The sequence below is a fragment of the Streptococcus sp. 3167 genome (genome assembly GCF_013277175.1).
In the GTDB taxonomy this organism is placed as follows: domain Bacteria; phylum Bacillota; class Bacilli; order Lactobacillales; family Streptococcaceae; genus Streptococcus; species Streptococcus pseudopneumoniae.
Genome location: NZ_VMML01000016.1, coordinates 13,467 through 26,509, shown reverse-complemented (window position 1 = coordinate 26,509; position 13,043 = coordinate 13,467). Strand labels below are relative to the sequence as shown.

The 13,043-nt window shown below is 34.0% G+C and carries 10 protein-coding genes and 3 tRNA genes; 5 read left to right on the top strand and 8 right to left on the bottom strand.

Features of this window, described 5'->3' with window-relative positions:
- The first annotated feature begins 43 nt into the window (after positions 1 to 43).
- Complete coding sequence (locus HT678_RS02535; protein WP_050207767.1) at positions 44 to 2,587, top strand: YfhO family protein; 2,544 nt, start codon at positions 44 to 46, stop codon at positions 2,585 to 2,587.
- A gap of 29 nt (positions 2,588 to 2,616) precedes the next feature.
- Here the strand turns inward: HT678_RS02535 and HT678_RS02530 are convergent, their stop codons facing one another.
- Positions 2,617 to 5,256, bottom strand: a complete 2,640-nt coding sequence (locus HT678_RS02530; RefSeq protein WP_050207765.1) for a YhgE/Pip domain-containing protein — start codon at positions 5,254 to 5,256, stop codon at positions 2,617 to 2,619.
- A gap of 127 nt (positions 5,257 to 5,383) precedes the next feature.
- Here HT678_RS02530 and HT678_RS02525 point away from each other — a divergent pair, with 127 nt between their 5' ends.
- Positions 5,384 to 5,926 carry a TetR-like C-terminal domain-containing protein gene (locus HT678_RS02525; RefSeq protein ID WP_001158278.1) on the top strand — a complete coding sequence of 181 codons (543 nt, stop codon included), beginning with the start codon at positions 5,384 to 5,386 and terminating at the stop codon, positions 5,924 to 5,926.
- Between the two features lie 40 nt (positions 5,927 to 5,966).
- Here HT678_RS02525 and HT678_RS02520 read toward each other — a convergent pair.
- The 7 genes from HT678_RS02520 to rlmH all read right to left on the bottom strand — a co-directional run bounded on the left by HT678_RS02520 (position 5,967) and on the right by rlmH (position 9,147).
- Positions 5,967 to 6,040, bottom strand: a tRNA-Asn gene (locus HT678_RS02520).
- 5 nt (positions 6,041 to 6,045) lie between these two features.
- Positions 6,046 to 6,117, bottom strand: a tRNA-Glu gene (locus HT678_RS02515).
- A gap of 51 nt (positions 6,118 to 6,168) precedes the next feature.
- Complete coding sequence (gene comE / locus HT678_RS02510; protein ID WP_000866065.1) at positions 6,169 to 6,921, bottom strand: competence system response regulator transcription factor ComE; 753 nt, start codon at positions 6,919 to 6,921, stop codon at positions 6,169 to 6,171.
- On the bottom strand, positions 6,918 to 8,243 hold the full coding sequence (gene comD / locus HT678_RS02505; RefSeq protein WP_001048117.1) for a competence system sensor histidine kinase ComD: 1,326 nt from the start codon (positions 8,241 to 8,243) through the stop codon (positions 6,918 to 6,920). Before comD ends, comE begins: the two co-directional genes overlap by 4 nt.
- 20 nt (positions 8,244 to 8,263) lie before the next feature.
- A complete protein-coding gene (gene comC, locus HT678_RS02500) occupies positions 8,264 to 8,389 on the bottom strand; it encodes a competence-stimulating peptide ComC (protein ID WP_000799687.1) in 126 nt (41 codons plus the stop codon).
- A 164-nt stretch (positions 8,390 to 8,553) separates the two neighbouring features.
- A tRNA-Arg gene (locus HT678_RS02495) sits at positions 8,554 to 8,627 on the bottom strand.
- A 40-nt stretch (positions 8,628 to 8,667) separates the two neighbouring features.
- Positions 8,668 to 9,147: a 23S rRNA (pseudouridine(1915)-N(3))-methyltransferase RlmH gene (rlmH, locus tag HT678_RS02490; protein ID WP_000695932.1), complete on the bottom strand. Its 480-nt coding sequence runs from the start codon at positions 9,145 to 9,147 to the stop codon at positions 8,668 to 8,670.
- Positions 9,148 to 9,329: 182 nt separating this feature from the next.
- On the opposite strand from rlmH, the gene HT678_RS02485 reads away from it, so the two are divergent.
- The 3 genes from HT678_RS02485 to dnaA all read left to right on the top strand — a co-directional run bounded on the left by HT678_RS02485 (position 9,330) and on the right by dnaA (position 12,901).
- Entirely contained in the window at positions 9,330 to 10,511 is a 1,182-nt protein-coding gene (locus HT678_RS02485; protein ID WP_000681604.1) for a S1C family serine protease, read from the top strand.
- A 57-nt stretch (positions 10,512 to 10,568) separates the two neighbouring features.
- On the top strand, positions 10,569 to 11,327 hold the full coding sequence (locus HT678_RS02480; protein ID WP_050207760.1) for a ParB/RepB/Spo0J family partition protein: 759 nt from the start codon (positions 10,569 to 10,571) through the stop codon (positions 11,325 to 11,327).
- A gap of 212 nt (positions 11,328 to 11,539) precedes the next feature.
- Positions 11,540 to 12,901: a chromosomal replication initiator protein DnaA gene (gene dnaA, locus HT678_RS02475; RefSeq protein WP_023936251.1), complete on the top strand. Its 1,362-nt coding sequence runs from the start codon at positions 11,540 to 11,542 to the stop codon at positions 12,899 to 12,901.
- Positions 12,902 to 13,043: the final 142 nt, after the last annotated feature.

Here is a 13,043-nt window from a genome sequence, read left to right as displayed (position 1 = left end):
GTTGGGTTAACCAGCTGAGTTTTCTAACATTTTATGAGGTAACATGAAATTATTTTTTAAAACATATTGGATCTATTTTGTTTCTTTCATCATTCCTGTAGTAATTATGATAGGAGTATATCTATCTCAAGGTATCTACTGGAATAGCGACAAATCTCCTCTATTAGGAGATGGCTTTCATCAATACGTTATTTTTGATATAGCTCTAAGAAATATCCTACATGGAAATAGTAGTCTGTTTTACACCTTTACAAGTGGTCTAGGGCTAAACTTCTATGCTCTATCTAGTTATTACTTGGGTAGTTTTCTTTCACCTCTGGTTTACTTTTTTGATCTAACGAATATGCCAGATGCTGTCTATCTGACCACTCTCTTAAAATTTGGATTGATTGGTCTGTCAACCTTTTTTAGTTTGAATAAATTGTTTCAATCTATCCCTCAGACTTTAAAACTAGCCTTATCTACTTCCTATACTCTGATGAGTTTCACTGTCAGTCAATTAGAGATAAAAACCTGGCTAGATGTTTTTATCTTGATTCCTTTAATTATAACTGGTTTACATCTACTGATAACTGAAAAGAAACTCCTATTGTACTTTACAAGTCTGTCAATCTTATTTATTCAAAATTATTATTTTGGATATATGACAGTATTGTTTCTTATTTTCTGGTATCTCTGTCAAATTTCGTGGGACTTTAAGACTCGAAAATCATCTGTTCTTGATTTCATAGTTATCTCCTTTTTAGCTGGTATGGCTAGTTTGATTATGACTCTTCCCACTCTGTTTGATTTACAGACACATGGGGAAAAATTGACTGAAGTTACAAAGTTTCAAACTGAAAGTAGCTGGTATCTTGATCTCTTTGCTAAGCAATTCATTGGTTCCTTTGACACAACAAAGTATGGGGCCATCCCAATGATTTTTGTTGGACTACTTCCCTTTATTTTGACCATTTTATTTTTTACGCTGAAATCTATTAAGTTTCACGTGAAACTCATATATGTAATATTCTTTGCATTTCTAATTGCAAGCTTTTACATAGAAGCTCTTGACTTATTTTGGCAAGGTATGCATACTCCAAATATGTTTTTACATCGCTATTCTTGGATTTTCTCTACCTTGTTAATTTACACAGCAGCGGAAGTCTTAAATCGTCTGAAAGAAATTAAAATCTGGAATTTTTTAGTTTCGCTTTTTCTTATAGTAACAGGATTTTTAGCTACCATCTATCTAAAATCACATTATTCTTTTTTAACAGATTTGAATATTCTACTGACTCTTGAATTTTTAGTTGTCTATTCTCTTTTACTCCTTGCAGTTATCAAAAAGTTTATCTCTGTAAATCTATTTGCCATTCTAATCTCTTTATTTATAATGGTTGAAATAAGTTTAAATGCTTCATCTCAAATAGACGGAATTGCTAAAGAATGGGGATTTGCTTCTCGAAGTGCATATAATCGAGATATCCCAGCTATGAAATCTTTCTCAACATATATTGGAAATCAATTTACTCGTACTGAAAAACTAGAGACTCAAACAGGAAATGACAGTATGAAATTCAACTACAATGGAATATCTCAATTTTCATCTGTTCGAAATCGTTCAGCAAGCTCTACTTTGGATAAACTTGGGTTTAAATCCTCTGGGACTAATCTCAATCTACGCTATGCAAATAATAGTATTTTGGCTGATAGTTTATTTGGTATCCAGTACAATATCTCAGACAGTCCTAGTGATAAGTATGGTTTTAAAGATATCTATCAAAAAGATAATCTTACCCTATATGAAAATCAATTCTCTCTTCCGATTGCCTTTGCTAGTCAATCTGTTTACAATGATGTCAAGTTCAATGAACATACTTTAGATAATCAAGCCTCGTTTTTAAATCAACTTGCTAACGTCGATTTTGATTATTTTTCTACAATCCCTTATGACAAAACAGAAAATACTAATGATTTGATTATTGTCACAAGTTCTTCAAATGAGGATGCAGCAATCCAGTATCAAATTGAAGTGCCAGAAAACAGCCAAGTTTATCTTTCTTTCACAAACCTTCACTTTTCTAATGATAAACAAAAAAAGGTTGACATCCTTGTAAATGGAGAAAAGAAAACTTTTACAACTGATAATATCTTCTCCTTCTTTAATCTAGGCTATACAAAAGAGAAAAAAACTTTCAATATCAATGTTAGTTTCCCTGGAAATTCACAAGTATCATTTGAATCTCCTACCTTCTACCGTTTAGATACCAAAACATTCACCGAGGCAATTCAAAAAATTAAAGAACAACCTGTCACAGTATCAACTTCTAAAAACAAGGTCTTTGCTACATATGATGTTAAACAAGATACGTCCATTTTCTTCACCATTCCTTATGACAAAGGTTGGTCTGCCTACCAAGATGGTAAGAAAATAGAAATTAAACAAGCTCAAACTGGATTTATGAAAGTTGAGGTTCCCAAGGGGAAAGGAACTATTACACTCTCCTTCATTCCCAATGGTTTTATTACTGGAGCAATTTGTTCCTTTACTTCTCTCTTACTATTTGGAACCTATAATCACAGACGAAAGTCATCTAAGGCATAAAAAATCGACCAATTAATCGGTCGATTTTTTTAATCTTCTTCCATTTTCTTAGGTTGATAGGCTAGCATACCTAAACCAGTAAATAGAGCTAGTATGGCATCTAGGAAAATGACTTGCTGATGAATATTTCCTGTCATAGAGATTGTTTGTCGTAATCCCGAAACTGAATAACTCATTGGTAACCAAGGACTAATAGTTCTAAAGAAATCATTTGTCAAGGCAAGTGGATAAGTACCGGCACTTGATGCTAACTGTAATAAAAGCAAAATAAGTGAGAAGAAAGCTCCTATACGGCTATTCCATGTTGTTAATGCGGTCACCATGGACATGAATACTAAACTTGTTAGGATAATGAGAATAAATGTTCTCATCTCATGATTAGCCGTTAGACCAATAAGATGAACTCCTCCATATACCAAAATTCCTGCCAAAACAGCTATAATACCATTTATTTCAGCCCGAGATTTCAACCAAGCCCAACGGCTCTCTGGATGACGTCCTGAAGGCAGCTTCGCAAAGATCATATTCGTTGATATTGCTGCAACAAAGAGAGCAACTGATATCATATAAGGAGCCATTGCAATTCCATTTACAGGAACTTGGTCATTGTCTGTTTTGGAAAGATTGAGTGGATTTGACAAAATATCTGCATTTTGAGATTCCGTAGATGCTGATTTGAGTTGATCACTAGCATTACTTAGTCCTTGTCCTAAAGAAGCAACTCCTGTCTGTAAACCTTCCAATCCAGAAGTTAACTTTGTTCCACCTTCTGCTAATTTCCCAGCTCCATCTGCCAATTTATTAGCTCCACTTTCTAATTGAGAAGCACCTGAAAGTAACTGACTGGATTTGTCAGCTAGTCGGCTAGATCCTGACTGCAATTTATCAACTCCTGCTATCAATTCTTGACTCTTTTGATTCAATTGGTTAGAGCCAGTTGATAATTTTTCAATACCAGATACTAATTCTGGAGTTTTTTCAACTAATTGACTAACTCCTGCTGTCAAGCTAGAAGATTTTTGTGTCAAGGTGTTTGAGCCTGAAACTAGTTGATCCAAACTACCTGTCAAGGTGGCATTTTTTTCACTTAGTTTACTTGCTCCCTGAGAAACTTTATCAACACCTGTAGTATATGCGTTTACACCTGATGCAATCGACTGACTATCAGGAACTAATTTGCTAGTAACAGCTCCTTGTATCTCTGTTAATCCACTTGACAATCTTGTCAAAGAAGTAGAAGCAATAGGTAATACTTGATTAGCTTGATTTTTTAAAGTCGCAAGATTAGAAGATTGATTTTGTAAGTTTTCTAAACTTCCCTGTAAACCTTTAACTACAGCTACAATTGACTGTGCTGATTGAATACTATCAGTCGAATTTTGAGATACAGAAGCACTTATTTCAGCTTGTTGCTCACTTGTCAAAGATTGATAAGCTGCTGTCGATTGAATATTGGCTAATGTAGTCGCTTTAGCAGACTGAGCACTTGCTAACATTTGATTAGAAAGAGATACTATACTTGATAAAACAGAATCTAATTGTTTTGTATCTCCAACATCAATATTTTGAATGGCTTGATTTAACTGATTCAGACCAGAAGATAATTGATTAATTTGATCTTTTTTCCCAGACGAAGCATCTAACTTGCTAGAAAGTTGTTGAATCCCTTCACTTAATTGCTCCACCCCTATTCGAAGTGTAGCTGATTGATTAGATAACTGATTAGCACCTGTTGCAAGACTTCCCACTCCATTGGTGTAGGCACTAACACCAGATGAAAATTGATTAAGACCAGCATTAAGCTGAGAAACACCGCCAGTATAGGATTCTACACCAGAATATAACTGATTGATTCCTCCTACTAATTCAGGACTTTTAGAAGATAATTGACCTAATCCGCTATCTAATTGACTCACTGCACCAGTATATGTAACTAAACCACTATTAAAATTCCCTAAGCCAAGATGAAGTTGTTCAACACCAGAGACATAAGAGGATAATCCTTTAGTAAACTGCTCCGTTCCATTTGAAAATGTTAAACTTGAAGCTGCTAAAGAGTGTAGGTTAGTAGTTAATGTTTGACTTCCTGCCACTAACTGATTCGCTACATCAGTTAGTTTTTCACTTCCAGAATCTGCTTGGCTCATACCATCCTTTAAATAGACCATTTTGTTGAATAAAGCTTTAGTATAGGTCTCGGTTACATTGGTAGAAACACTCTGCTTTAATTGTGTCATAGCAGAATCGCTCATCTTGCTGGCAATAAAACTATGACCACTTGAAGTCTGATAATCGATTTGCATTTGCTCTGGATAATCCATTAAAATAGAAGCTGCTTTTTCAGATAAATCACTTGGTAAAGTCACTACCATATAGTAATCGCCATTTTCTAAACCCTTCTTACCTTCTTCATCTACAAAATGAAAATCCAAGGTTTTATTTTCTTTTAAATTGGACACCATGTCTTTTCCTATAGACATGCTATTACCATTATAGGAAGCCTCTTTATCATTATTGACAACTGCCACAGGTAAGTCAGACAATTGCCCATATGGATCCCACATTGATGACAAAAATATGATATTGTACAGAGCTGGAATAAGAGAAATCCCTATCATGACAATAATAAAGGTTGGTTTTTTAAAAATTGCTTTCCATTCTTTAAACATAGTTTCTCCTTTTTTAAACATATTGTCTAAAATTTTGATATAATAGATTATACAATAAAAAATCTAAATTACAATATAAAAAATCCATTTTTAGACATATAGTCTAATTTGTTTACAAGGAGGAAATATGCAAGAAAGTAACAAACGCTTAAAAACAAAGCGAACTATTGAAAATGCTATGGTACAATTACTAATGGAACAGCCATTTGATCAAATTTCTACTGTCAAGTTAGCAGAAAAATCCAGAATTAGCCGTTCCAGCTTCTATACGCACTATAAGGATAAGTATGATATGATTGAGCACTATCAAAGCAAGCTATTTCATACATTTGAATATATTTTTCAAAAACATGCTCATCACAAAAGAGACGCTATTTTAGAAGTTTTTGAATATCTAGAGTCAGAACCACTTCTGGCTGCCCTTCTTTCTGAAAATGGGACTAAAGAAATCCAAAATTTCTTACGAAATAAACTTCATATCATGCTCAGTACAGATTTACAAAAGCGATTTATGCAACTGAATCTAAATACCACTGAATTAGAATATAGTAGCATCTATCTAACTCATGCACTTTTTGGTGTCTGCCAAACTTGGATTGCACATGGAAAAAAAGAAAGTTCTCAAGAAATAACAAACTTCCTTATGAAAATGCTTGGTGATACAAATTGATACAAAAAGAGGAACACAGCTGTGTTCCCTTTTATCTATACTCCGCCAGTAGGACTCGAACCTACGACATCATGATTAACAGTCATGCGCTACTACCAACTGAGCTATGGCGGATAAAATAGTCCGTACGGGATTCGAACCCGTGTTACCGCCGTGAAAAGGCGGTGTCTTAACCCCTTGACCAACGGACCTTCTATCTGTAGCAGATATAACCATTATATCAATTTCTTGCTAATTGTCAATCACTTCTGAGATTTTTTCTCTAAAATATCTTTTAATTTTCTAATTTTTAATCTTGAAATAGGACAACGATGATCTTCATAGAAAACAATTTCTAGATTTTTTCGATCAATCTCTCTAATATTGCCTATATTTACCAAAAATGACTTATGAGGAGAATAAAATCGCTGAGTATGTTTGTCCTTTTCCTGAATATCTGTCATAGTACCGTAAAACTCTTTGGCAAAATTCTTACCAATAATACGTAATTTATGAGAGACTCCTGTCGTTTCAATATACAAAATATCATGGTAAGGGATTTTTAAATCATTTCCCTTGTAATTGTAGTCAAAATAATCCACCACATCTTCATTTTCAAGTAACATACTCTTCGTGTAAAAGATATTTTGCTCAATTCTCTTCTTAAACATCTCATCGTTGATATCCTTATCAACAAAATCTAGGGCTGATACCTGGTATTTATAGGTTAGAGTCGCAAACTCTGATCGACTGGTGATAAAGACGATAATAGCGTAAGGATTGTAATGACGAATGAGCTGAGCCACTTCAAATCCCTTTTTCTCAATTCCATGAATATCAATATCTAGGAAATAAAGCTGATTTACTTCATCGTTTTCAATGTATTCTTCAAATTCACGGACTTTTCCCGTTGTCTTGTATGATATTGGAATATTCGATTCTTTCGAAATTTCATCCAATATTCTCTCTAGTCTCACTTGATGTTCAATAACATCTTCTAAAATTAAAACTTTCATTCAAATTCCCTCTTACATCTAATGATTTGTCTAAATGTACTGCCTTCCATCTCTGTTTCTAAAATAATATTGTTGTACTTATCTAGTAGTTCCTTCACATTATTTAATCCGACTCCGCGATTTCTTCCCTTAGTGGAGAATCCTAAGGCAAATAGATTTCCTGAAGGAGTCATCGTCATTTTACATGAATTCTGAATCACAATCACTGTTTCAGTTTCCATCTTAATAACTGCTACTTCCATCTGCTTTTTATAACTATCAGCCGATCCTTCGACAGCATTGTTCAATAAAACACTCATAATACGAACCAAATCCAATAGTTCAATTGGGAGCTTGGTAATCGTATCTTTTACTTCCAGTGTAAACTCTACACCATTATTTCGAGCATAGACAATGGACTGAGCAACCAAACTTCGTAAAGCTGAATCTTCTATGTTGTTCAAATCAAAGTAAGTGTACTTATCTGAACGCAGTTTGTGATTAGCTTTGACCAAAACTTCATTGTAAACTCTGTCAATTTCTTGTAAATCACCACTGTCAATTGCCATCTGCATGCTGACAAGCATTCCAGCATAGTCATGTCGAAAACCACGGATTTCATTATACAGTCCGACAATTTCGTCTGTATAGTTTTGTAAATGTTTCTGTTCAAATTTCTTCTGCTTCAAAGCAATCTCTTTTTCCATTTGTTCTTTATGCGAATTCATTGCAAAGAAGGTCAAAAGTAACGAGATAAAAACAATAGATGACAAAATACTTCCAAAACTATTCAAATGTTTAACCGTACTTACCATATCTGAAACGAAAGATACAATATGGAGCAGTAGTAAGGCAAAAAATACTTTTTTCAAGAAAGGATAGAGGTAGTCTTTGTCAAAATAGGCTAGTTCCAAATGGAAATAATGAATGATTTTTAAGACAACAAAATAGGTCAACACCGTTACAACGAAAAAGAATGGGGCATGATATTGTGAAACAAAATTGTCTCCTGTTATAGAAGAGAAAGTTACGGACAGAAAGTTATGAGTGCTCTCATATAAAAGAGATAGTAGTAAACTTAGGAATAGTCCTCTATCCCTCTCATACTGTTTAATCCATCGAAAATAGGAATATAGGCCCAAAGGAAATAAAAATCTTTCAATCACTATTTCATCTAAATATAGAAGATAAAAGGAAAGTTCAAGTACTGCTTCTACTAGTAATGTATAGAGACCAAAAAAATATAGTTCCTTTGATTTTATTTGACCTTTACAAATTAAACGGTAACTGTGACTAATAATTAAAAAATGACCAATAACTGTCCCAAATCCAAATAAATTCATTACTCTTTCCCCTTATTTTATTACTTTTTTCTTGGGAAAATAAAATCACGGAGGATTTTTGGAAGTCTCATTTCCCCACCTTTAATCTTTTGCAAGTCTTTTTCCTTCAAGGCTACAAACTGTTCCAATTTAACTGTGTTTTTCATAATAAAATCTCCTAAAATGTTTTTTCTTGTAAGCTAACTTACAAAAACCATTATACAAAATGGAATTTCGTTTTAGATAAAATTCTCTCAACTGTCATTTTTTTCTCCCAAAGTGTACTTTTTTAAGAAAAAAGCCGGGAAAATTCCCAGCTTTGCTATTATATTGATCCCAGCAGGATTCGAACCTGCGACCGTTCGCTTAGAAGGCGAATGCTCTATCCAGCTGAGCTATGAGACCTAACACAATTATTCTACCAAAAATTCAATTAAAAGTCAATTTATTTATGATAGGGTGATCCCTGCTGAATCGTAAAAGCGCGATAGATTTGTTCAACAAGAACTAGTCTCATTAACTGATGGGGCAAGGTTAGGCGACCAAAACTGACAGAAAGATTGGCTCTATTTTTTACAGCTGATGACAATCCTAAACTTCCCCCAATAATAAAGGTAAGAGTAGAAAATCCTTTTATAGAAGCTTCTTCTAACTGCTTACTAAATTCTTCTGAAGAGAACATTTTCCCTTCAATAGCTAATGCAATAACAAAATCACGGTCAGCAACTTTTGATAAAATTCTCTGACCTTCTATTTCTAAAATCTTTTGATTTTCTGATTCACTGGCCTTATCTGGTGTTTTTTCATCTGATAACTCAATCATTTCAAACTTAGCAAATCTAGAAATTCGTTTTGAATACTCTGCGATACCATCTTTTAAATACTTTTCTTTCAGTTTCCCAACTGTTACAACTTTAATTTTCATGACTCTATTCTAACATATTCTCTATTTTTTCACATCTTATTCACAAAATAAAAAATAGATTTCAATTAAGAAAATCACAGCTTCAAAAGAGTTATCCACAGTTTGTGTAAAACTTTTGTGTTTAAGTTATAATTAAGCTAGTCAGTTTATACTTTCAGTAATTCAAACATATGGAGGCAAATATGAAACATCTAAAAACATTTTACAAAAAATGGTTTCAATTATTAGTCGTTATCGTCATTAGCTTTTTTAGTGGAGCCTTGGGTAGTTTTTCAATAACTCAACTAACTCAAAAAAGTAGTGTAAACAACTCTAACAACAATAGTACTATTACACAAACTGCCTATAAGAACGAAAATTCAACAACACAGGCTGTTAATAAAGTAAAAGATGCCGTTGTATCCGTTATTACTTATTCAGCAAATAGACAAAATAGCGTATTTGGCAATGATGAGACTGATACAGATTCTCAGCAAATCTCTAGTGAGGGATCTGGCGTTATTTATAAAAAGAATGATAAAGAAGCTTACATCGTCACCAACAATCACGTTATAAATGGCGCTAGCAAAGTAGATATTCGATTATCAGATGGGACTAAAGTACCTGGAGAAATTGTCGGAGCGGATACTTTCTCTGATATTGCTGTCGTCAAAATCTCTTCAGAAAAAGTGACAACAGTAGCTGAGTTTGGTGATTCTAGCAAGTTAACCGTAGGAGAAACTGCTATTGCCATTGGTAGTCCGTTAGGTTCTGAATATGCAAATACTGTCACTCAAGGTATCGTATCTAGTCTTAATCGAAATGTATCTTTAAAATCTGAAGATGGACAAGCCATTTCTACAAAAGCCATCCAAACTGATACTGCTATTAATCCAGGTAACTCTGGTGGCCCACTGATCAATATCCAAGGACAGGTTATCGGAATTACCTCAAGTAAAATTGCCACAAATGGAGGAACATCTGTAGAAGGTCTTGGTTTTGCAATCCCTGCAAATGATGCTATCAATATTATTGAACAGTTAGAAAAAAACGGAAAAGTGACGCGTCCAGCTTTGGGAATCCAGATGGTTAATTTATCTAATGTGAGTACAAGCGACATCAGAAGACTCAATATTCCAAGTAATGTTACATCTGGTGTAGTTGTTCGTTCGATACAAAGTAATATGCCTGCCAATGGTCACCTTGAAAAATACGATGTAATTACAAAAGTAGATGACAAAGAGATTGCTTCATCAACAGACTTACAAAGTGCTCTTTACAATCATTCTATCGGAGACACCATTAAGATCACTTACTATCGCAACGGTAAAGAAGAAACTACATCTATTAAACTTGACAAGAGTTCAGGTGATTTAGAATCTTAATTGACATCTATGTAAAGAAAGCTTTACATAAGAGAAAAGATGTGTTAGTGTAGAATCATGGAAAAATTTGAAATGATTTCTATCACAGATATACAAAAAAATCCCTATCAACCCCGAAAAGAATTTGATAGAGAAAAACTAGATGAACTAGCACAGTCTATCAAAGAAAATGGGCTCATTCAACCGATTATTGTTCGTCAATCTCCTGTTATTGGTTATGAAATCCTTGCAGGAGAAAGACGCTATCGGGCTTCACTTTTAGCTGGTCTACGGTCTATCCCAGCTGTTGTTAAACAGATTTCAGACCAAGAGATGATGGTTCAGTCCATTATTGAAAATTTACAGAGAGAAAATTTAAACCCAATAGAAGAAGCACGCGCCTATGAATCTCTCGTAGAGAAAGGATTCACCCATGCTGAAATTGCAGATAAAATGGGCAAGTCTCGTCCATATATCAGCAACTCCATTCGTTTACTTTCCTTGCCAGAACAGATTCTCTCAGAAGTAGAAAATGGCAAACTATCACAAGCCCATGCGCGTTCCCTAGTTGGGTTAAATAAGGAACAACAAGACTATTTCTTTCAACGGATTATAGAAGAAGATATTTCTGTAAGGAAGTTAGAAGCTCTTCTGACAGAGAAAAAACAAAAGAAACAGCAAAAAACGAATCATTTCATACAAAATGAAGAAAAACAGTTAAGAAAACTACTCGGATTAGATGTAGAAATTAAACTATCTAAAAAAGACAGTGGAAAAATCATTATTTCTTTTTCAAATCAAGAAGAATATAGTAGAATTATCAACAGCCTGAAATAAGGCTGTTCTTTTATTTTTTTATCTCACAAGGTTATCCACTATGTTTTTCGATAAAAAGCTTAATAAATCAATAATTTCTTCTTTTATCCCCAACCTGTGGATAAAGTTTGGTAACATTGTGGATTATTTTTCACAGCTTGTGGAAAATTCTTGCTATCTATGGTAAAATATCTCTAGTATTAAACTTTTAAATAGTAAAGGAGGAGAAAAGATTGAAAGAAAAACAATTTTGGAATCGTATATTAGAATTTGCACAAGAAAGACTGACTCGATCCATGTATGATTTCTATGCTATTCAAGCTGAACTCATCAAGGTAGAGGAAAATGTTGCCACTATATTTCTACCTCGCTCTGAAATGGAAATGGTCTGGGAAAAACAACTAAAAGATATTATTGTAGTAGCTGGTTTTGAAATTTATGACGCTGAAATAACTCCCCACTATATTTTCACCAAACCTCAAGATACGACTAGCTCACAAGTTGAAGAAGCTACAAATTTAACTCTTTATGACTATAGTCCAAAGTTAGTATCTATTCCTTATTCAGATACGGGATTAAAAGAAAAGTATACCTTTGATAACTTTATTCAAGGGGATGGAAATGTTTGGGCTGTATCAGCCGCTTTAGCTGTCTCTGAAGATTTGGCTCTGACCTATAACCCTCTTTTTATCTATGGAGGACCAGGCCTTGGTAAGACTCACTTATTAAACGCTATTGGAAATGAAATTCTAAAAAATATTCCAAATGCACGTGTCAAATACATACCTGCTGAAAGCTTTATTAATGACTTTCTTGATCACCTAAGACTTGGGGAAATGGAAAAATTTAAAAAAACCTATCGTAGTCTTGATCTTTTGTTAATCGATGATATCCAGTCACTCAGCGGAAAAAAAGTCGCAACTCAGGAAGAATTTTTCAATACCTTTAACGCCCTTCATGACAAGCAAAAACAGATTGTCCTAACCAGTGATCGTAGTCCAAAACATTTAGAAGGGCTCGAGGAGAGGCTTGTCACGCGCTTTAGTTGGGGATTGACACAAACTATCACACCCCCTGACTTTGAAACACGCATTGCCATTTTACAAAGTAAAACGGAACATTTAGGCTACAATTTCCAAAGTGATACTCTAGAATACCTAGCTGGGCAATTTGATTCAAATGTTCGAGATCTTGAGGGAGCCATAAACGACATCACTTTAATTGCCAGAGTAAAAAATATCAAGGATATCACTATTGATATTGCTGCAGAAGCTATTAGAGCTCGAAAACAAGATGTTAGCCAAATGCTCGTCATCCCAATTGACAAAATCCAAAATGAAGTTGGTAACTTCTATGGAGTTAGTGTCAAAGAAATGAAGGGAAGCAGACGCCTTCAAAACATTGTGTTAGCCCGTCAAGTAGCCATGTATTTATCTAGAGAACTAACAGATAATAGTCTTCCAAAAATTGGGAAGGAATTTGGTGGAAAAGATCATACAACAGTTATTCATGCCCATGCTAAAATTAAATCTTTGATTGATGAAGACGATAATTTACGCTTAGAAATTGAATCAATCAAAAAGAAAATCAAATAAGTTGTGGATAACTTTTACTTTATTATCTTTTTTATCCACATTTTTTAAACAAGCCAAAAAACTTGATATGACTTGTTTAAAGTCTGTTTTCCACAGATTTCACAGACTCTATTATTACTATTATCCTTCTAATACTAAAAAT